21 protein-coding genes and 1 tRNA gene are annotated in these 21,419 nt (G+C 34.6%); 5 read left to right on the forward strand and 17 right to left on the reverse strand.

Annotated elements, in window-relative coordinates:
• From NTZ27_04515 to NTZ27_04595, 17 genes are all read right to left on the reverse strand, one after another.
• Window positions 1-520, reverse strand: a 520-nt coding sequence (locus NTZ27_04515; GenBank protein ID MCX6174003.1) for a cell division protein FtsZ, incomplete at its 3' end; no start/stop codon positions are given.
• A 26-nt stretch (window positions 521-546) separates the two neighbouring features.
• Complete coding sequence (gene ftsA, locus NTZ27_04520) at window positions 547-1,791, reverse strand: cell division protein FtsA (GenBank protein ID MCX6174004.1); 1,245 nt, start codon at window positions 1,789-1,791, stop codon at window positions 547-549.
• Entirely contained in the window at window positions 1,788-2,564 is a 777-nt protein-coding gene (locus NTZ27_04525) for an FtsQ-type POTRA domain-containing protein (GenBank protein ID MCX6174005.1), read from the reverse strand. The genes ftsA and NTZ27_04525 overlap by 4 nt, the downstream gene beginning before the upstream one ends.
• A 4-nt stretch (window positions 2,565-2,568) precedes the next feature.
• Window positions 2,569-3,990 carry a UDP-N-acetylmuramate--L-alanine ligase gene (gene murC / locus NTZ27_04530; GenBank protein MCX6174006.1) on the reverse strand — a complete coding sequence of 474 codons (1,422 nt, stop codon included), beginning with the start codon at window positions 3,988-3,990 and terminating at the stop codon, window positions 2,569-2,571.
• A complete protein-coding gene (gene murG / locus NTZ27_04535) occupies window positions 3,962-5,062 on the reverse strand; it encodes an undecaprenyldiphospho-muramoylpentapeptide beta-N-acetylglucosaminyltransferase (GenBank protein MCX6174007.1) in 1,101 nt (366 codons plus the stop codon). The genes murC and murG overlap by 29 nt, the downstream gene beginning before the upstream one ends.
• Window positions 5,062-6,171 (reverse strand): FtsW/RodA/SpoVE family cell cycle protein, encoded by a 1,110-nt coding sequence (locus NTZ27_04540; GenBank protein MCX6174008.1) that lies wholly within the window; start codon window positions 6,169-6,171, stop codon window positions 5,062-5,064. The genes murG and NTZ27_04540 overlap by 1 nt, the downstream gene beginning before the upstream one ends.
• Window positions 6,171-7,520, reverse strand: a complete 1,350-nt coding sequence (gene murD, locus NTZ27_04545) for a UDP-N-acetylmuramoyl-L-alanine--D-glutamate ligase (protein ID MCX6174009.1) — start codon at window positions 7,518-7,520, stop codon at window positions 6,171-6,173. Before murD ends, NTZ27_04540 begins: the two co-directional genes overlap by 1 nt.
• Window positions 7,520-8,629, reverse strand: coding sequence for a phospho-N-acetylmuramoyl-pentapeptide-transferase (mraY, locus tag NTZ27_04550; protein MCX6174010.1), 1,110 nt, complete (start codon window positions 8,627-8,629; stop codon window positions 7,520-7,522). The genes murD and mraY overlap by 1 nt, the downstream gene beginning before the upstream one ends.
• A complete protein-coding gene (locus NTZ27_04555) occupies window positions 8,629-10,038 on the reverse strand; it encodes a UDP-N-acetylmuramoyl-tripeptide--D-alanyl-D-alanine ligase (GenBank protein ID MCX6174011.1) in 1,410 nt (469 codons plus the stop codon). Before NTZ27_04555 ends, mraY begins: the two co-directional genes overlap by 1 nt.
• On the reverse strand, window positions 10,026-11,504 hold the full coding sequence (locus tag NTZ27_04560; GenBank protein ID MCX6174012.1) for a UDP-N-acetylmuramoyl-L-alanyl-D-glutamate--2,6-diaminopimelate ligase: 1,479 nt from the start codon (window positions 11,502-11,504) through the stop codon (window positions 10,026-10,028). The genes NTZ27_04555 and NTZ27_04560 overlap by 13 nt, the downstream gene beginning before the upstream one ends.
• Complete coding sequence (locus tag NTZ27_04565) at window positions 11,505-13,526, reverse strand: penicillin-binding protein (protein MCX6174013.1); 2,022 nt, start codon at window positions 13,524-13,526, stop codon at window positions 11,505-11,507.
• Window positions 13,519-13,842, reverse strand: a complete 324-nt coding sequence (locus tag NTZ27_04570; protein ID MCX6174014.1) for a hypothetical protein — start codon at window positions 13,840-13,842, stop codon at window positions 13,519-13,521. Before NTZ27_04570 ends, NTZ27_04565 begins: the two co-directional genes overlap by 8 nt.
• Window positions 13,842-14,759 carry a 16S rRNA (cytosine(1402)-N(4))-methyltransferase RsmH gene (rsmH, locus tag NTZ27_04575; protein MCX6174015.1) on the reverse strand — a complete coding sequence of 306 codons (918 nt, stop codon included), beginning with the start codon at window positions 14,757-14,759 and terminating at the stop codon, window positions 13,842-13,844. The genes NTZ27_04570 and rsmH overlap by 1 nt, the downstream gene beginning before the upstream one ends.
• Window positions 14,756-15,205, reverse strand: coding sequence for a division/cell wall cluster transcriptional repressor MraZ (gene mraZ / locus NTZ27_04580; protein ID MCX6174016.1), 450 nt, complete (start codon window positions 15,203-15,205; stop codon window positions 14,756-14,758). The genes rsmH and mraZ overlap by 4 nt, the downstream gene beginning before the upstream one ends.
• 196 nt (window positions 15,206-15,401) lie before the next feature.
• Window positions 15,402-15,474: transfer RNA gene (locus tag NTZ27_04585), tRNA-Thr, on the reverse strand.
• A gap of 186 nt (window positions 15,475-15,660) precedes the next feature.
• Window positions 15,661-16,422 carry a tetratricopeptide repeat protein gene (locus NTZ27_04590; protein ID MCX6174017.1) on the reverse strand — a complete coding sequence of 254 codons (762 nt, stop codon included), beginning with the start codon at window positions 16,420-16,422 and terminating at the stop codon, window positions 15,661-15,663.
• A gap of 29 nt (window positions 16,423-16,451) precedes the next feature.
• The gene (locus NTZ27_04595) at window positions 16,452-16,754 is read right to left on the reverse strand and encodes an integration host factor subunit beta (GenBank protein ID MCX6174018.1); all 303 of its coding nucleotides are present in this window, start codon (window positions 16,752-16,754) and stop codon (window positions 16,452-16,454) included.
• 251 nt (window positions 16,755-17,005) lie between these two features.
• On the opposite strand from NTZ27_04595, the gene NTZ27_04600 reads away from it, so the two are divergent.
• From NTZ27_04600 to NTZ27_04620, 5 genes are all read left to right on the forward strand, one after another.
• Window positions 17,006-17,605: a hypothetical protein gene (locus NTZ27_04600; protein ID MCX6174019.1), complete on the forward strand. Its 600-nt coding sequence runs from the start codon at window positions 17,006-17,008 to the stop codon at window positions 17,603-17,605.
• Between the two features lie 55 nt (window positions 17,606-17,660).
• A complete protein-coding gene (locus NTZ27_04605) occupies window positions 17,661-18,203 on the forward strand; it encodes a hypothetical protein (protein ID MCX6174020.1) in 543 nt (180 codons plus the stop codon).
• Window positions 18,204-18,262: 59 nt separating this feature from the next.
• The gene (locus NTZ27_04610; protein MCX6174021.1) at window positions 18,263-18,844 is read left to right on the forward strand and encodes a helix-turn-helix transcriptional regulator; all 582 of its coding nucleotides are present in this window, start codon (window positions 18,263-18,265) and stop codon (window positions 18,842-18,844) included.
• A 123-nt stretch (window positions 18,845-18,967) separates the two neighbouring features.
• Complete coding sequence (locus tag NTZ27_04615; GenBank protein MCX6174022.1) at window positions 18,968-19,168, forward strand: cation transporter; 201 nt, start codon at window positions 18,968-18,970, stop codon at window positions 19,166-19,168.
• A gap of 10 nt (window positions 19,169-19,178) precedes the next feature.
• Window positions 19,179-21,410, forward strand: a complete 2,232-nt coding sequence (locus tag NTZ27_04620; protein MCX6174023.1) for a heavy metal translocating P-type ATPase — start codon at window positions 19,179-19,181, stop codon at window positions 21,408-21,410.
• The last annotated feature ends 9 nt before the right edge of the window (window positions 21,411-21,419 follow it).

The raw sequence follows: 21,419 nt of genomic DNA on the forward strand, positions 1-21,419 counted from the left end.
GTACAACAATTAAACTATCTACCAGTTGACGCAGTTCAGCAATTCCTTCATCTGCATTTTTCTTTCGTTTTTTACCTTCCCAAGTGAAAGGTTTTGTAACGATACCGATTACAAGTGCACCAAGACTTTTAGCAATAGATGCAACAATCGGAGCTGCCCCTGTTCCAGTTCCGCCGCCCATTCCCGAAGTAACAAAAACCATATCGCTTCCTTCAAGCATGCGGGTAATCTTCTCCCGATCTTCTTCAGCCGCTTTCCTTCCTACATTAGGATCTGCACCTGCTCCAAGTCCGCGTGTTACATTTGTTCCGATTTGAATTTTATGAGTAGCCAAACTCTCTTCGAGAACTTGAGCGTCTGTATTTACAGCAATAAACTCAACGCCGGTTAATCCGCGTTCGATCATGCTGTCAATTGCGTTGCAACCGCCTCCGCCTACACCAACTACTTTTAATTGTGCTGACATTGGTCTTTGTGTTTCAAGAGTGAAGAATCGCGGTCTCTTTTCCATTGTGGACATAACTCCTCCTTGTTGTGGTATTTTAATTATAGTTTATCAAAAAATTCTTGTAATCTTTTGAATAGTTTGATCACATTTAATTTATGTTCTGAGCCACTTGCTTTTACAGTAGTAAACTGCTCTGAAGATGATTTTCCCGGTATACCTCTAATTAATCCTGCGACAGTTGCAAATTCAGGACTTTCAACTTCATTCGATAATCCTGAACCAAGATCAAGAGGAACACCGATACGAGCAGGCATTCCAAAAACTTCTTCGGCTAATTCCGTACATCCTTTTAGTAAAGATCCGCCGCCGGTAAGTACAACTCCTGCTTTAATTTTATTTTTGAATCCGGCTTGGCGGAGTTCATTATCAATCAGTGCGAATAATTCTTTCATGCGTACACTTATTATTTGAGTAAGTAGCGATAAAGGAATTTTCACGTTTCCTCTTCCGCCAACACCTTTAATAAAAATATCTTCATCTTTAATGATTGCATGTTCAGTTGCGTAGCCATATTCTTTTTTAAGTTTTTCTGCATCGGCAGTTACAATTCCTAAAGTCTCACGAACATCATTTGTAACCTGATTGCCGGCAACTCCAATTACTTTTGTGTGTTTAATTGCTTTACGGTGAAAGACTGCTATATCAGTTGTTCCGCCGCCGATATCAATCAACAGTACACCTAAATCTTTTTCGTTTTCATCAAGCACAGCAAAACTTGATGCGATCGGTTGAAGTACATAATCTTTAACTGTATAACCTGCACGCTCAACAGATTTTTTTATGTTTTGAATAGCAGGTATCGAAGCAAGTACTACATGATTCACAGCTTCCAATCGCGAACCGCACATCCCGATCGGGTCATCAATTCCGCCTTGATGATCAACTGAATATTCTTCGGGAATTATGTGAAGTATCTGGCGATCGGAAGGAATTCGTATAGTCTGAACATCAGCCCGTAAACGATCTAAATCATGCTCAGTTATTTCTCGTTCCGGATTATTAATTGTTACATAATTTCTATGACGTAAACTTGTTATGTGCTCGCCCGCTACACCAACATTTAATTCTTTCACGGTAAGACCTGCTCTGTTGGATGCAATATGCATTGCTTCGGTAATCGCTTCAGCTGTCTTAGAAATATTTGCAACCAATCCCCGATTTAATCCTTCCGAAGGAGCGACGCCGAATCCAAGTATATTCAGATGATTGTCAACCTGTTCGGCAATTATCGCACAAACTTTTGTTGTTCCAAGATCAAGTCCTGCTATAATATTTTTTTTCATGATTTCTTTTGACCCTCCTGGCTATTCTGTTCTGTAATGCCGAGATATACGTGTCCGCCGTAGCGCAAATCCACATACTCCATGTAATTATTTATTTCCTTCCCTTTCAAATAAGTCCAGAAATTATTGAAGTAGATTACTTTTCTAATTTCACTTCCTCTTCCAATAATTACCGGATAATTCAAACTCGAGAAATAGAGAACGACATCATTTCCGTTTTGCATATCAATTGATGATAAGCTGTCATACAATTCCGGATTTAGCAATTTTACTTCAGTAATTATTTTCGATGCTAATACGATGTCGCTAATATTTTTTAGAGAAGATAAGATTCTCACTCCGTTGCCAAGAACCGGATTGGAAATTATCGGGTAGTCAATTTTCTTTGTCTGAGGAAATACAGGAAGTATTTGAAGATTTTCTGTTATGATGTATTGATTAACACTGTCTACTAAAATTGAGTCAAATGTTTTTTCAATTATTTTTACCGAAACCTTACTGTTACCGTCATAACGTACTTCTGCTTGTTGAACGTAAGGATGCTTTTCAATCCTATCTTTTATGATTTGAAGTGTGAGCTTTTCATAATTATTCTTATCGAGCAGATTTGCATAACCTAAATATTGTTCTTTGGAAAGATGAATATTTCCGTCAAGTGAGATTAGACTTATCTTATAATCAATATCGTTTTTCAATCCAACCGATAAGTATATCATCAACCCGATCGTAAGAATTAAAAAAAGTGTGCTTAATATCTTTGCTGTCTTAGTCATTATTTTATTTTTGTTTCTCTTTTAAGAATGCAACAAATTTTTCGCCGTATTTCCATATATCACCGGCTCCCATTGTAATAATGAGGTCGTCTTTCTTATAAATTTTTTGAAGGAGTTCCGGAATTTTTGTTTTATCCGGTTCGTAGTAAACATTCTTATGACCAAAATCTTTTGCAGTATTTGCAATAAGTTCTCCGGTAATTCCTTCGATCGGTTTCTCTCTTGCCGGATATACATCAGTACATATAAATATATCTGAGTTCAGAAATGAACGCCCGAACTCAGCATAAAAATCTTTTGTGCGTGAATACAAATGCGGTTGGAATACTACAACCAATCTTCTATTCCATCCGCGGCGAATTCCATCTAACGTTACATTAATTTCTGTCGGATGATGACCGTAATCATCAATGACCATAACTTCTTTATTATACTTTGTTTCAAATCGGCGGTAAACTCCATTGAATGATTCGAGCGATTTTTTAATAACACCGAACTCAACACCCATTTCTTTGGCAATTGTTACCGCAACAAGAGAATTTTTTATGTTGTGTAATCCGGGAATATTGATTTTAATTCTTCCGAGTTCTTTTCCAAGATAAACCACACTAAACTCAGAATGATTTTCAGAATGGGAAATATTTGTTGCACGAATATCTGCTTGCGATGTTATTCCGTAAGTAAAAATTTTTTTATTGATCTGAGGAATAACATCCTGAAGAGCCGGTTCATCAAGACAAAGAACAACAAAGCCGAAAAACGGAACCTTGTTTGCAAACTCTACGAATGCGGATTTTATATCATTCAAATCTTTATATGTATCTAAATGTTCTCTTTCAAGAGTTGTTAACGCTGCAATTACCGGAGTAAGTTTTAAAAATGTTCTGTCAAATTCATCTGCCTCCACTACTATATAATCGCCTTTACCTAAACGGGCATTTGTTCCGCCAAGCCCGCTCAACTTTCCGCCGACAATAATTGTCGGATCTATTCCCGCTTCTGTTAATACCAATCCGACCATAGAGGTTGTAGTAGTTTTTCCATGTGTACCTGCAATTCCGATTCCGTATTTCATTCTCATACATTCGGCAAGCATTTCAGAACGTTTGATTACCGGAATTTTTCTTTTTAATGCTTCTTTCACTTCCGGATTTTCCAGATTAACGGCAGATGAATAAACAACCACATCGGCATTTTTCAAATTTTCCGGTGAATGTCCTTCATAAACTTTGATGCCCAAACTTTCCAATCGTTCAGTTACTTCAGTTTTATTTAGATCGGAACCGGAAATATTAAATCCTTGGTTTAATAATATTTCTGCTATACCGCTCATTCCAATTCCGCCTATACCGACAAAGTGAACATTTTTAACAGTCATCATCATCATAGTTTCATTCTCATATTGTCTCAGCAAATTTGATTGCACTTTCGGCAATTGTTTTTGCTGCTAATGGTCTAGCAAATAATGAAATATTTTTTTTCATAATTTCCTGACGTGCTTCATTAAAGATTAATTCATTCACCACAGGAAAGAATTCGTCTTTCAAATTTTTATCTTCTATCAATTCTGCTGCGTTCACAACTTTCAATGCTTTGGCATTCATATACTGATGATTTGCAGCAACATTTGCCGAAGGAACGAATACAACCGGCAACGATAGAAATGATACTTCAGCTATTGTTGTAGCTCCTGAACGTGCAAGTACAATATCTGCCGCTGAGTATGCGGAAGACATATCACTGATGAACGGAAATATTTTAACTGATTCGTTCGAGAATTTTTTATAATGTTCATAATAAAATTGGCCTGTCTGCCAAATGACTTGAATATTGTTCGATACTAATTGATCTACATTATCAGCAACAGCTTGATTGATAGATCGTGCACCACCGCTTCCTCCAACTACCAGCAATACTTTTTTCAATTCATTCAATCCGAATTTTTTCTTTGCTTCGGATTTATCACTCAACCTCAAATTTATTCTTATAGGATTACCGCTCAATTTTAATTTCGATTCGTCTCTGAAATATTTTTTTGATTCTTCAAACGCAATATGAATTTCGTGTGCTTTCTTTTCAAGGATTCTATTAGTAATCCCGGGATAACTATTCTGTTCAAGCAACATCACTTTTACACCAAGTACTGATGCCGACCAGACGACAGGACCCGAAACATATGCACCGCATCCTATAGCTACACGCGGCTTGAATCCATAGTTAATAACGAACGATTGAATCGCCGAAACAAATAATTTTACCGGGAACAGTAAATTGTTTATGTCTAACTTTCGTGAAAATCCGCTAACCCAAATTGCCTTGAAAGGGAAACCATATTCCGGTACTACACGTTCTTCAATTTTATTTTTTGCGCCAACAAATAAAATTTCAGATTCCGGTTTCATCAGACGAATCTGTTGGGCAACCGCAAGAGCAGGATATAAATGACCGCCGGTTCCGCCGCCAACAAAAACAAAACGATATGGAGTTCTATTCTTCATTACACTTGAGCAATTTTTAATTCTGTTGTCTTAACCGTCTGTCTTCCAACATTTACAATTATTCCAATTGACACTGCAAAAAGAATAATTGATGTTCCGCCGAAACTAATAAATGGGAAAGTGATTCCGGTTGTTGGAATTAATCCTGTGACTACACACGCATTTATAAAAGCGCTGACTATTATGTTAAATCCTAACCCTAAAACAAGAAGCTGACCAAATCTATCTTGTGCCTTTTTGGCTACGACCAAACAAACAGCGAACAAAAAAAGAAATAAGAAAAGAACTACTATTGCGCCTACAAAACCGAGTTCTTCACCAAGTATTGAAAAAATAAAATCGCCGTATGATTCAGGAAGAAATAAATCGCTCTGTCTGCTGTGTCCTAATCCAACACCTAAAAGACCTCCGCTGCCTAAAGCAATTTTTGCCTGCTTTACTTGTATATTAATATCACCGCCGTTTATCAAACTTTCGATGAATGTTATAACTCTTTCACGTGAGTGTCTGAATATCATCATGACAGAACCCAGAGATAAACCTACAGGAACAATAATGCCGAGTATATGTTTTATCCTAGCACCTGCAACAAATAAAATTACAATTGAAGTAATTACTATGATTAAACTTGTACTAACATTTGGTTGGATTAGAACCAATGCGCTAACAATGGCAACCCAGAATAACGGCAAAAGAAATCCTTTCTTAAAATCTTTTAGTTCGTCTCCCATTTTCTCCAGCATTACAGCCAAGTGAACAATTAAAATTACTTTAGCCGCTTCCGAAGGTTGGAATTGCATAAATCCAAGATCAATCCATCGTTGAGCGCCTTTAACTTTCGCCGCAAAGAGAAAAGTAAAAATCAATACGGTGATAATTAGTATTAATGCCCACTTACTGTACTCGCGGTATTTATCATAAGGGAAGTAGGAAAAAATTATCATCATCCCTACTGCAGCAAATACTTTCCATAAATGTGATTTGAATAAAAAGTAAAAGCTGTTAAATCTAGAAAAGCTGTAAGTACCGCTGGCAGTAAAAACCATAATTGCTCCAAGCATAATAAAACCCACAACTAATCCGATCAATATTTTAACCGATGTATTCATCAAACCAATTTGTTTACTTCTTCTTTGAAAACTTTTCCTCTATGTTCATAATTTTTGAACATATCAAAACTTGCACAAGCCGGTGAAAGCAAAATAACGCTACCCGGTTCTGCTTCTATTCTCGCTGTTTCTACACAAGCTTTAAGAGATTCTTTTATTTCTGTTAATATTACTGAATTGAAATAATCATAAACTTTCTGTGCAGATGAACCGATTGCATAAATTTTCTTAACATGCTGTTTAACTAATTCTTTAATCTGATCGTAATTGTTTCCTTTATCTTTTCCACCAAGTATTAAATACAATGGTTTATCAAAACTTTTTAGCGCTACGTAAACGGAATCTACATTTGTTGCTTTTGAATCGTTATAATATTCAACACCGTTAAGTTCACGTACAAATTCAATTCTATGCTCTACGCCCTTAAATGATGAAAATGCATTTCTAATTTTTTGATTCGGTACATTCAATAACTTTGCTATGATCAGAACAGGAAGTGCATTTGCAATATTATGTTCGCCCTTGATAAACAAATCGCTTGCAGAGCAGATCTCACTAATTTTTCCGAACCATGAAAAGAAGATCTTGCCTTCTTTATAAAAAGCGCCGGCTGGAACTTCGCTTAATAATGAGAAGGCAAGTTTCTGAACTTTTCTGTTCTTCAAATTATTTTTTATGTTTTGATCATCTGCGTTATAAATAAAAAAGTCTTCTTCGTTTTGGTTCTTTGCAATTTTGATTTTTGAAATAATGTATTCATCAAAATTATTGTTGTATCTATCAAGATGATCCGGAGTAATATTTAATATCATTGAAAAACGCGGCTTGAACTCATCTATAAAATCAAGTTGGAAACTTGAAGTTTCCAAGGAAACAAATTCATCTTCTCTCACATCAAGAGTAATCTCTGAAAATGCTTCGCCGATATTTCCCGCTGAATAACATTTTATTCCTGCTTGATTCAATGTGTAATTCATTAAAGCTGTAGTTGTTGTTTTTCCATTCGTTCCGGTTATGGAAATAATACTACCTTTACAAAACCATGATGCAAATTCAACTTCGCTGACTACTTTAATATTTTTTTTCAGTGCACTAGTCAGTACAGCAGAATTAGTCGGAACTCCGGGACTTGTTACGATTAGAGCGCAATCATAAACCTTCTCTGTATGAGCGCCGCATTCATAAGCAATTGATTCAGACTTCAAAACAGAAATTGAATCAACTAAATCTTTTTCCGAACTGCTATCGCTGATAAAAGGAACAGCGCCAAGTTTCTTTGCAAGTTTGGCTGCACCTAATCCGCTGCGTACGGCGCCAATGATCGATATTTTTTTCCCGCGTATATCCATTATCTTATTTTGAATGAAGCTAAACTCATTAATGCTAAAATTATTGTGATGATATAAAACCGGATTACAATTTTCGGCTCTGCCCAATTCAGTTGTTCAAAGTGATGGTGAATCGGAGCCATCTTAAAAACTCTTCTTCCTTCACCGTATTTTTTCTTTGTGTATTTGAAATAAAGACGTTGAATGATCACGGATAACGTTTCAATAAAAAATATTCCGCCAAGAATTGGAATCAGCAAATCTTTTTTAACGAGAATCATCATTACACCAAAAGCACCGCCGAGTGCAAGAGAACCTGTATCACCCATAAATACTTGAGCCGGATAAAAATTGAACCAAAGAAATCCTAGTCCAGCACCGATCAATGCCGCGATGAAAACCGTTAATTCTCCACTGCCTGGTAAATAAATTATATTTAGATAGTCCGAATAGATAACGTTGCCGGTTACATAAACTATTATTGCGAGCGCTAGCATGACAATAATTATCGTACCGATAGCAAGTCCGTCAAGTCCGTCTGTTAGATTTACAGCGTTCGAAAGTGCGGTAATAATGAAAACAACCCACGGTATATATAGATAGGAAAAATCCCAATTCAGATTTTTGAAGAATGGTAAAGTCGTTTGTGTATTGTATTGTGCAAATTCGGGTAAGTAATAAACCGCAAATCCAACAACGAGACCAACAAAAATTTGTCCCATTAATTTGTAACGGGCAATTAATCCTTGAGGAACTTTTTTAACTACTTTCAAATAATCATCTAAGAAACCAACTCCGCCTAAAAACACAGTGCCGAACAAAACCAAAATTATATAAATGCTTTTAATATCGCTCCACAATAGAACCGGAACAATGACCGATAAGAGAATTATTAAACCTCCCATTGTAGGTGTTCCTTGTTTCTTCTTGTGTGTCTGCGGTCCCTCATCGCGTATTGGTTGGTCAACTTGATTTTTCTTTAATCGTCTGATTATCTTTGGTCCGAAGATGAAAGAGATCAACAACGCCGTAATAGCTGCAACCGCAGATCGAAATGTCAAAAAGCGGAATACATCAAATCCGGGTGGACTAAAAACTTTATTAATGTACTCAAGCAAATAGTAAAACATTATTCAAACCTTTTCTCCAATACGTTTACAAATTCCTCCATCTTCATTCCGCGGGAACCCTTTACTAGAATAACCGAGTTCTCAATTTCTTCGTACTGTAAATAGAGAGACAATGCTTCGCGAATGTGAAAGTGGATTGATTTTACTTTTTTCTTTCTGAGTGCTTTGTTCAAATGTTTCATCATATTACCGGTAGTAAGAACAAATAAGTTTTTATCCGACGAAAAAAGCTTTGCTAAATCTTTATGTAATTTTTCAGATTGTTTACCGAGTTCTAACATATCTCCGAGTACGATTATTTTCCTTTTATGTGTTTTAATCTTTTTAATTAGATCTACTGCCGATTCTACCGAAGACGGACTAGAATTGTAAGTGTCATCAATAACAACAGCGTCCTTAAATTTCTTTACTTCTAATCTTCCATGAACCGGTTTAATATTTTTTGTTCCGTTGAGAATTTCTTTTTCATTCAATCCTAGTTTAAGAGCTATTGCAGCAGCAGCTAAGAAATTTTTTGCATTAGCTTCTCCATACAAATGAAGAATAATTTCTCTAAAACCCTCCCTAAAGGCGAAAGAGAGGGTTTTAGATTTAAGCTGAACACGAGAATTACCTTCATTTGTGTAGCCTAATATTTTCCCTTTCACATCTACCGAACCGTTAAATCCATATGTAACTTTGTTCCAATAATTTTTAGAATGTTTTTTTATTACCGCATCGTCCATATTCAGGAAAACTGTTCCGCCATGTATCTCGGTAATATCCAGAAGAGCAGATTTTTCTTTATATACTCCTTCACGATTTTTTAGAAACTCCAAATGTGAATCACCGATATTTGTAATCATTGCGTAATCCGGTCTGGAAATATTTGCAGAGTACTCAATTTCATTAAAATGATTTGTGCCTTGCTCGAGAACTAATACTTCGCATTTTTCATCAGTTCCTAAAATTGTTAATGGGACGCCGATGTGATTGTTATTGTTCGCCACTGTTTTAACAACATTATATTTTTCACTAAGTAGAGAAGCAATCATTTCTTTAACTGTAGTTTTACCATTACTTCCTGTGATTGAAATAACCTTTGCCGAAATTTTGTTGCGCCAAATTTTTGCAAGCTCGCCATATACTCTTGTCGTGTTATTAACAGCGACAACGGGAATTTCGAGGAAGCTAAATTTCTTCAACTTCCTCGAATCAATAATTACTGCATTAGCCCCTTTCTTAAGAGCATCGAGAATAAAATCGTGTCCGTCATATTTTTCACCTTTGATAGCAACGAACAAACTTCCTTTTTTTACTCTGCGCGAATCAATCTCAACGTTCGAAACCGGTTTGAATGCATCGGGATTGTAAATCACCGCAGATGAAATATTAAATAAATCCTCGATCGTAATTTTTATCTTGCCCATTCGGTCAAATATTTTTGTGCAAGTTCTTTATCAGAAAAGTGTTTTCTAACACCGTTAATTTCTTGATAACTCTCATGCCCTTTACCGGCAATGAGAATAATTGCATTGTCTTCGCTTTCAAAAATTGCAGAACGAATTGCTTCTTCTCTATTCTCAATAACTCGATAGTTATTCGATTTGATACCTTTTAAAATTTCATCAATAATAAAAAATGGATCTTCAGTTCTCGGATTGTCCGATGTTACATAAATTCGATCGCTCATAGAAGCTGCGATATCACCCATGATGGGGCGTTTTGTTCTATCGCGGTCTCCTCCACAGCCGAATACAGTGTAAACAGGTCTCTCTTCTTTAACTATATACCGAACAGCGGTAAGAGCCTGCATGAGTGAATCGGATGTGTGTGAATAATCAACAATAACTTTTTTATTTTTCTTTGAGATAACTTCAAATCTTCCGGGTACCTGCGGAGTATTTTTAATTCCTTCGATTGCAATTTGATAATCTATTCCGCTTACAACCGCAGTTTCAAAAGCAGATGCTGCATTGAAAGCATTAAAATGTCCGACCAAACTTGTTGAAAGATGATATTCTTTTCCCTTCCAGCTCAAATCAAAATTTGTTCCTTCGAGTGAATACATGATATTTTTTATTCTGCATGATGCAGTTTCGCTTATTCCAAAAGAAAATTTTTGTGCTGATGAATCTTTTATCAACTTGGTGGAGCTGTTATCATCAATGTTATAAATAATTTTTCCGGTAGAAGAAATCATATCAAATAAAATTTTCTTCGATTCAAGATAGTGTTCAAAAGTTTTGTGATAGTCCATATGGTCGGATGTGATGTTCGTAAAAATTCCGGTCCTAAAATTCAAATAATCTACCCTATTCAATCTGAGAGCGTGAGACGATACTTCCATTACACATTGCGAACAGTTTTCATTCACCATTTGCGCTAATAAAGAATTGATCTCATGTGATTGTGGAGTGGTAAGCAATGTCTTCACTTCGTTCTTGCCGATATAATTAGCAATGGTTCCGATTAATCCAGTTTTAAATCCGGTTTGTTCAAAAATATTCTTTAAAAAAAATGCTGTTGTGGTTTTTCCTTTTGTACCGGTGATACCGATTAGGTTTAATTTCTTTGAAGGTTCTCCGTAAAAAACATTTGAGAACTCAGCGAGTGATTTTCTACTGTCTTTAACAACAATCTTAATGCATCCTGAGTGAGAAAATATTTGATCCGGAATAGCTTTCGGATTTTGTAATACAACAGCAGCAACACCTTTATTAATTACATCGTTAATAAAATTATGTCCGTCAGTTTTGAATCCTTCAATAGCAAAAAAGAGCGAGTTATTAGATGATGTGCGTGAATCAATTGTTATTTCGGTGATCTCTTTCAGTTCGGCATTGCCGGCAACTTGAATAGTTTTCACCTTATTTAACAAGTCAGAAAGCTTCATTCAGTTAGTACTCGCAGTTACTTTTTTAATTAATGGTTCACATTTAAGTAGACAGACAGTACCTGGAATTATATTTGATCCCGGTTCGAGATTTTGCCAAACAACTTTGCCTGTTCCAACAACTTTATATTGCATTCCGATATCATTTAACCGTGCAATTGCATCTCTCATTGATTGATTGATAAGATTAGGCATGGTCGTCGGATTCTCATTATAAATTTTTCTTGTAGAAATATTTGTTAATGATTTATCTCCGATGTTTGAGAATGAAATAGATTTCGTTTTAGGTGTCGTTTTGATATCGGCTACAAGTTGATCTATTAAATTTTGTTTCCTTTCAATTTTCTTTTTGTTCGGAACTAAATTCATATCCGTTCCGATCATTCTTTTTGCAACCTCGCGGAAAATTGGTGCGGCAACTAAACCGCCGTACTGCCCAACTTGAGGAGCGTTGATCAGAATAAAACAAATCACTTTTGGATTATCTGCCGGGAAATATCCTATGAAGGATGAATTATGCTGACTACTTGAATATGATTTATTAACAAGCTGTTGTGATGTTCCAGTCTTACCGCCGACAAGAACATCGGGCAGTTGAGCTTCTATACCGGTACCATGCTCTACAACTCCAACCATAAAATCTTTTATTAAATCCGAAGTGGATTTTTCGATAACAGTTCTAATTTTTTTTGTTTGATTTTCTAATATGATCTTACCGTTTTGGTCAGTAATTGATTTTAAGATGAACGGTTGTAATAATGTTCCGCCATTAACAATTGCACTATAGGCAGCAATCATTTGAAGCGGTGTAACAGCTATCTCATAACCAAATGAAACAAATGGTTTTGTTATGGCAGAAAAACTTCCCGGTTTTTTTAGAAGACCGTTAGCTTCACTAGGAAGATCAACAGAAGTTGCATTACTAAATCCGAAATCGCGTAAATATTTATAAAGAGTTTCATCATCTATCCTTTCGGAAAGTTTCGCCATTCCGATATTACTTGATTGTTCCAGTACCTGACGAACAGTAAGGTTCTCGTGCTTGTGAGTATCTTGAATCTTTACGCTCTTGTAAACGTATGTTCCATTCTCTGTATTAATAACTTCATTCTCTTTTGCTAATCCGCGATCAAATAATATTGACATGGTGGCCGCTTTAATAGTTGATCCGGGTTCGTATGTGTCGGTTATGGCTCTGTTACGTCTTGAGTCTGCTGGAAATAATTCATAGTTAGCCGGATCAAAATCCGGTGAGTTTGCCAGCGCAAGAATCTCTCCTGTATTAGGATTCATTATTATTCCGACAGCAGATTGACCGTTATATTTTTGCAACCCGGTTGATAATTCTTCTTCTAATATTTTTTGATATGTTTTATTAATTGTTAAGTTGATGTTATTTCCCGGTACTGCTGCTTTAGATATGTTTTCATCTATTGAAAGGATTCTTCCCAATACATCACGTTCGTAAGTGTACATGCCGTCGGTTCCCGTCAATTCATTTTCGTAAACTTTTTCAATTCCTTCTACTCCAACCATATCGCGGTTAACATATCCCAAGACATGCGAAGCCAGACTTCCGTACGGATAAATACGGGTAAAGTCTTCTTCGGAGTATAGTCCTTCAATAACATTCTTTTTTATTTGGAAAGCTTTATCCATAGAAACTTTTTTTTCCAGGCAAACATTTGTAAATCCATCATCAATTATTTTTTTATAATATTCTTTCTGTTTGCCAAAGACACGGGAGAAAATGGAAACTACCGAATCAACTCTTTGCGGAGTCATCATTCTTCTGTCCACATAAAATGAAATATTATCCATAGTGTAACTAAGTACTTCTCCGTTCACATCTTTGATCGTGCCGCGTTCAGCTTTAACACTTTGCGGTTTATTCTGTTGTCTATCCGCAATGAGAGTATAATATTCATGTTTGGAAATCTGAATCGTAAATAATCTTGCGATCAATAAAACAAAGACCAGCAGAAGTAATCCGGTTATTATTAGTGCGCGCGAATTAATCATATTTTTGATTTAATAATTTTTCAACCTGTTTTATTTGATCTTTTGAAACAGATATGATTTCTAAATTATCGCTTGGACGAATGAGTCCGATCGAATCCTGAGCATAAACAACAATTCTGTCTTCGGCTGTCCATTTTTGAATTTCTACCATTTTCCCTTCAACTAAATTGAGTTTTACGTTGAGAGAATCTTGTTTACTTATTTTTTGTCTATTCATTCTTTTAATTTCTGTTACACTTGCTACGTAAGTAAAAAGTAAAATTGCAACCGCTGTAATAATTACAATAAAACTTTTAAGTGATGATCCTTTTTTCATTAAACTCTTTCCGCGACACGCATTTTAGCACTGCGAGCTCTACGATTAATATTTATTTCTAATTCATTAGGAGTTAATGCTTTTGTAATCTTTTTTAATCTCTGCTCCTTTTTACAGATACAAATCGGCGTTCCAGGCGGACATATACATTCTAAGCTTTCATATCTAATTTTTTCTTTAACAATTCTATCTTCAAGAGAATGATATGCCAAAACAACTATTCTGCCTCCCGGTTTTAATAGAGTTACTGACTTGTCTAAAAATATTTTCAATTCATTGAGTTCATCGTTAACAAAAATTCTTAATGCTTGAAAAACTCTTGATAAGGTTTTCGTGTGAAATCTTTGAGGTGTTATCTGTTCAATTATCTTTCGGAGTTGAGATGTGCGGGAAAATTTTTCCGTAGTTCTGAAATTGACAATTTTCTGTGCGATCTTTCTGGCGTTTTTTTCTTCACCGTATTCAAATAGGATTTTTGTAATCTCTTCTTGTGAAAATTTATTCAGCAGATCTGAGGCAGTAATTCCTTTTTCAATATTCATCCTGAGATCAAGAGCTGCATCCTCTCTAAAAGTAAAACCGGATTCTACTGAATCCAATTGAAAAGAAGACACACCCAAGTCCGCTAAGATGCCGTCAAAACCGTCAATGAACTCAATCCTTGATATTGAATCAATGTCTGTAAAACTTGTCCTGTAAATTGAAAATCTTTTATCGTTACTAAACTTTTCTTTACAATACTCAAATGTTTTAGAATCCTTATCTGTTGCTATTAACTTTCCGCTGCTGTTTAATTTTTCTAAAATCTTTTCTGAATGTCCGCCAAATCCCGCTGTGCCATCGAAATAAATTCCATCCTTTTTTGTAATTAAATAATCAATGCTTTCTTTCAAAAGCACAGGTGTATGAAAACTCATTTCGGTTTTTTCTGCATTATCTGTTTTGCAATTTCTGCAAACGGTTTTGTGTTCTCTTTTTTCTGAGTTTCGTAAAGTTCAGGATTCCAAATTTCGATCTTCTTATTTTGCCCGAGGATAAAAACTTCCCGTTCTATCCCGGCGAATTCCAATAAATTTTTTGGAACTAATAATCTTGATTGAGAATCAAGTTTATATTCTGCCGCTAACTCAAAAAGCATTCTTTTGAAAGCAGCTTCTTCAGGATCAAAATCATCTAGCTGGTTTACTCGGGTTAGTACTTCTTCTTTCCAAAAATCTTGAGGATAGATATCAATACACTGAACGATTCCGCGGGTCATTACAAAAGTTTCGTTCGCAGATTCATTAACATATTTTTTAAAAATGGAAGGAATACTTATTCTTCCTTTTGCATCAACCGAGTATTTAAAACTACCTATGAACATTGCTTATCCACTATTTGGGATTATTAAACACTATTACCCACCCAGATGCAAAATAACTGTTTTTCATTGGGATTGTCAAGATTATTTTTGCAAAAATGAAAGAAAAGGGGGAATTGTGCTTAAGAGTCAATTAGGGCTTTTGGAAGCATAATGTATAGGAATATTGAAAGAGTTGTAAGGGATTTCGATTGGATAGAGCCACCTGGCGGAATTGAACCGCCGACCCACGCATTACGAATGCGTTGCTCTACCAGCTGAGCTAAGGTGGCTTATTAAGAGAAGATGGACAATGGTTGACGGATGATAGAAAATAATCTACATTAATCATCAAACATCATTCATTACTTTATCTCAATTTCTTTTTGTGACGATTTTTTCTCAAGCGTTTCTTACGCTTATGGGTAGCCATTTTATGGCGTTTTCTTTTTCTACCGCAAGGCATTTACATTCTCCTTTTAATGTGTTTTAATTAATTCTTCTGCTTTTTTACCAATCTCACTTGTCGGATCTATTTCAACAGCTTTTTTCCACCATTCAATTGCTTTAACAGAATTTCCGGCTGTCATGTTTACAACACCTAAATTTAAATGTGCAATTTGATGTCTCGGCTGGTATGTTAATGCCTTTTCCATTGCGGCTATTGCTTCATTATTCTTGCCGGTTTCATAATAACAAACTCCCATATCTACAAGAACATCCGCATTTTTGGGATCATGTTTTAAATAATCGTTATATCTCTCGATCGCTTTTGTTTTCAATCCGGAATCATTTAACAAGTGTGCAAGATGTAATAAAGTTTCTTTATCGCCGGGATTCTTCTTTAGTGTTTCTTCATAAGAATTAATCTGCTCAAGATTATTAAGATCAACACCTGCATGAGGATTGTTTTTATCATTAAATTGAGTTGAAGTTATGGAAGCCAGACTATCAAATATTCCGGAAGAATATATAATCACTCCGCATGCAACTAATAAAAACAAAATTAAGTATATGAGTTTTGTTGACGAAAAAGTTCTTACCAAATTTTCTTGATGACTTGCCTTTTTATTTTTTTCTTTTTGAATATTTTTTTTTGTCTTGGAAAATTTAGATAATATATTGTTCTCTTCTTTGTTCAGATGCTGTTTATCATTTTTTGATTTTACAGCAACACCACATTGAGGACAAAATTTTACTTCATAATTTATTTCTTCACCGCAAACTTTACATTTAATCATTTATTATCCTTATTCATAACAACAAACAACTATTCGTTTACTAAATTATCTTTCATTCCAGAATCGACAGCAGATTTAAAATCTTTTGAAAACTTAAAGGTCGGAACATAATGTTCACCAACATAAACTTTTTCACCCGAACGAGGATTACGGGCATAACGGGCTTTTTTCTTTTTTACTTTGTAGCTTCCAAAACCCCTAATTTCAATACCCTTTCCTTCTCTAAGTGATTGGATTACAGTATTTAAGAATCCTTCAACTATCGCTTCGGTTTCTAGTTTGGTCAATCCAGTTCCGGTAGCAACTTTTTCAACTATATCGGCTTTCGTCATCTCTAACCTCTAATTTTAAGCTAAGTTACAGTAATTGCGAAGCAAAAAATATTAAAAAGCCGAACCAAAACAAATAAATAGAACGACTTTAATTTTTTTAAGTATCATAATAATCTCATTTGTGATTTATTGTTTCACTTTAATACAAGAAACTGACTAAAATATTCTAATAGATGGGAAAACAGCTTGAATTCATAATATTTAACAATGGTATAGCATTTGTCTTAATAAGTAAAAAAAGGAAAAAAGAAATGACCCTTCTTCCAATTATATATACCAGTTTACTCATATTCTCCACGTTTCTTTTGTTTGTGTTAAGTATTTCCTATATAGCATATAAAGCAAAAGCTAGAGGTAAATTACCACGCTCTCTTGAACCGATACTAAATCGCCGTTTAGCTTTAGCAGTTAATACATCACCAGTTAATAATTACGTCAGGAAACCATTCGTAAAACAGAGACAATCAAATCTACCGATTACTATTAACAATAATTTCTCAACCAAAAAACATTTTACACAAGATGTGGGAACTAGGAGAACAGAAAGGCATAATTTAAATCCGAATGAAGATTTCATGAGATTAAATCAACCAGAGAAGAACTACAATACAAACAAGAGTTCTACTGTTAACCCAAGAAACAAAACTACACAGTTTACTGAGCGACGCAGACTTGAAATAATGAATCAAAACGAAAATTTTAGAACAATTGAGGAAAGAAAAAGCTATAAAGAGGATCTTCCAAAACAGGGTCCTAACTTAGCAGAAATGAATTTACTAAATTATTATAGTGATAATAATGAGTATGAGATGGTAACATTATCAGCATCTCGTATAAGTAAAGCAATTTGAAGTTGTGTCTTCCCGTTTGGTTGGGAGGAAAAATATATTTTAATATCTTTCCTATATGGAAATTATACCCATAATATATACTGTATTAATTATTGTTGTTGCATTAACAATTTTTACATTAACTTTTTCTTTTTACTCAGAAAGAAAAAAGCAAAAAGGGGCGGATGAAAATCCAAAATCCGTACCTGTGCATGAAATTCCTCCTCCAAAATCTGTACCCGAACAAAATAATTCCTTTCTAAACAAAAGCGAAAACTTAAAACCCATTTCTATTTTATCTCCTCAGAAAACAATTAATGTAAAGGGGGAGAAAAAGATTAAACCTTCCAGCAAAATCGGACCTGAATTAAAAAAAACAAAGAACGATAAAATTCATAAAGACAATAAAAAGAAATTAATTCGCAATAGTAGGTTAGAAGTATTGAATTCCACACAGAATAAGGATGAGAATAATAATATTCAATATGAAATTAGTAACGAACAAAATTCAAATCTAAAATCGTTAGGCAGTAATATTTTAGATAATTATTCAGATGAAGAAGAAAATGATATGTTTACCTTGAAAGTGAAGGATCAAAAAAAACCTAAAAAAAGCTAATTGTTTTCTTTGAAACTAAGACAATAATCATTCTGATTTCTAAGTAAATCCAAAGCACAATGCAACCGCAAAATTCTTTATATATAAAAAATATGGTTTGCAATCGTTGTATAAAGGTTGTAAAAGAAGAATTTGAAAAGATCGGTGTTAAGATTAAAAAAATTTCTTTGGGTGAAGTAATTACAGAACAGCCAATCAGCAATCTACCTATCAACAAATTAAAATTAATTTTGGAAGAGAACGGATTTGAACTTATAGAAGACAAGAAAGCAAAAACGATTGAGAGAATAAAAAATTGTATTATTAAAATTATTTATGATAACAACTATTTGATAAATGAACCCAAAAAATTTTCTATGCTGATAGAAAAAGAATTGGGATTAGACTATAATTATTTGAGCGGTCTTTTTTCTTCTTTAGAAAGCATTACAATTGAACAATATATTATTTTACAAAAAATAGAACGGGCAAAAGAATTTATTAAATATGGCGAACTCACTCTAAGTGAAATAGCTTATAATTTAGGTTATAGCAGTGTACAACATCTCTCAAATCAATTCAAGAAAGTAACAGGTTTTACCGCTAGTCAATTTAAATTAAAAACCGAAAATATGCGTAAACCGTTAGACAAAATCGGTTAAACGCCACCCTTTTTCTTCTATCAATATCATTAAAATTTTATAACATTATTCCAGAATTATGTAACGCTTATCAATCTATGCTAATCTATTTTGCGTTTAGCAAAAAAATGGAGTAATAACAAAATGACAACTCAAGAATTCATAATTGAAGGAATGACCTGTAATCACTGTGTAATGGCGGTTAAGAAAGAATTATCAAAATTAAATCTTGCAACAATGGAAGTCGGAGTTGGCTTTGCAAAAGTAAATTTTGATGAGACCAAAGTAAGTCCATCTGAAATAGAAATTGCCATCTCTAATTCCGGGTATAAAGTTCAAAAATAAAAGGAACATCATGAAACAAATGAATCTACCAGTGGAGGGTATGACCTGTGCAAGCTGCGTAACACGTGTTGAAAAAATTATCGGTGGTTTTGAAGGCGTTAAAAATGTTAATGTTAATCTAGCTACAGAACATGTTACTTTTGAACTAGAACATGATAATATCAATCTTGATTCAATTGCAAAAGCAGTTGAAGATTACGGTTACAAATTAAAACTAAATCCGAACACTCAAAATGATTCACAAAATATAATCCAAGATAGTATCGAGTTGGAAAAAGATAAATATTATGATCAAATCAAAAAAGATTTTTTTCTAGCTCTGATTTTAACACTCCCCGTCTTTATTATCAGTATGCTGTTTGATTATTCCTTCTTTCAAAACATTTGGAGTTTTTCAGCAGATACTACTCATAAGATTTTATTAATACTAACTACACCAATAATTTTTATTAGCGGAAAAAGATTTTATCAGATTTTCTGGATTAACCTAAAGCATTTTTCTTTTGAAATGAATTCGCTTGTTGCAATTGGAACAGGTGCAGCGTACGGATACAGTGTAATTGCAACTTTATTTCCTTCGGTAGTTTCCATTCATGATGAATCACCTCATGTTTATTTTGAAACCGCCGGAGTAATTATCACACTGATCTTAATGGGTAAGCTTTTAGAACATAATGCTAAACAAAAAACTAATTCCGCAATAAAAAAACTAATAGAGCTAAGACCAAAAACAGCAAAGGTTCTGATCAATAACAAAGAAACTGTTGTAAATATTTCTGATCTAAAAGCGGGAAATGTTGTAGCAATAAAACCCGGAGAGAAGATTCCAACGGATGGAATTATTATCTGGGGAAACTCATCAGTGGATGAATCAATGATTACCGGGGAAAGTCTTCCGGCCGAAAAGACAATCGAATCTAAAGTTATTGGTGGAACTATTAACAAAAATGGCTCATTCAATTTTAAGGTAACTGAAATCGGAGATAATACTGTACTTGCTCAAATCATAAGATTAGTTGAACAAGCGCAAGCTTCAAAACCACCAATACAAAAATTAGTAGATAAAATTGCTTCCGTATTTGTGCCGGTTGTAATTGTTATTGCACTAATTACTTTTTTAATCTGGCTTTTTATTGGTGGTCATAATTCTTTCAGTCAAGCATTGGTTAATTTTGTGGCAGTGCTTATTATCGCTTGCCCATGCGCGCTGGGATTAGCAACTCCAACTGCAATAATCGTAGGTTCGGGTTTAGGGGCATCAAATGGAATATTGATTCGGAATGGCGAAAGTCTTGAACTCGCACAAAACATTTCTACTATTATATTTGATAAGACAGGAACAATCACTGAAGGCAAACCGGTTGTTTCTGAGATCGTTATAAATAATATTTCAGAAGATGAACTGATTTACCTTAGCGCTTCTCTGGAATCAAAATCAGAACATCCTTTAGCGCTTGCAATCGTTGAAAAAGCGAAATCAAAAAATATTTCACTTTTGCAACCGGAGTCATTTCAAAACTTATCCGGATTTGGATTAACAGGAATCGTAAATAATCATTCCGTGATAATCGGAAACCTAAATTTGATGAATGAGTATTCGATCAAAACAAATGCAATGAATGAACATTATGATAAATTAATTGAGAGCGGAAAGACAATCGTATTTGTAAGTGTAGACGGAGAATTAAAAGGATTGATTGCTATAGAAGACAAATTAAAAGTAACATCTGCCGAGGCGATAAAAGAATTAGGTAAAATGAAAATCAAAACAGTTATGCTTACCGGAGATAATTCTAAAACTGCAAGACTGATTGCGGACAAAGTTGGAATTACAGATTACAGATCTGAAGTTTTACCGGACGAGAAAGCAAATATTGTGAAGGAATATCAGAGTAAAGGTGAAGTTGTCGCAATGGTGGGTGATGGAATCAATGATTCACCTGCGCTTACACAAGCAGATGTTGGAATTGCTATCGGTACAGGAACAGATGTTGCCATTGAAACTGCTCAGATAACATTAGTACAAGGAAATTTATTAGCCGTAGTTAAAGCAATTAATCTTTCGAAGAATACGATTAAGGTAATCAAACAAAACTTATTTTGGGCGTTTGTATATAATACCGTTTTAATTCCATTGGCTGCTTTCGGAATGTTAAATCCTATGATCGGTGCTTTAGCTATGTCGCTAAGTTCGGTTTCGGTTGTAAGTAATTCATTGCGGTTGAAGAGAGTAAAAATATAATCCGTAGAG

The organism is Ignavibacteriales bacterium, assembly GCA_026390775.1.
GTDB lineage: Bacteria > Bacteroidota > Ignavibacteria > Ignavibacteriales > Melioribacteraceae > Fen-1258.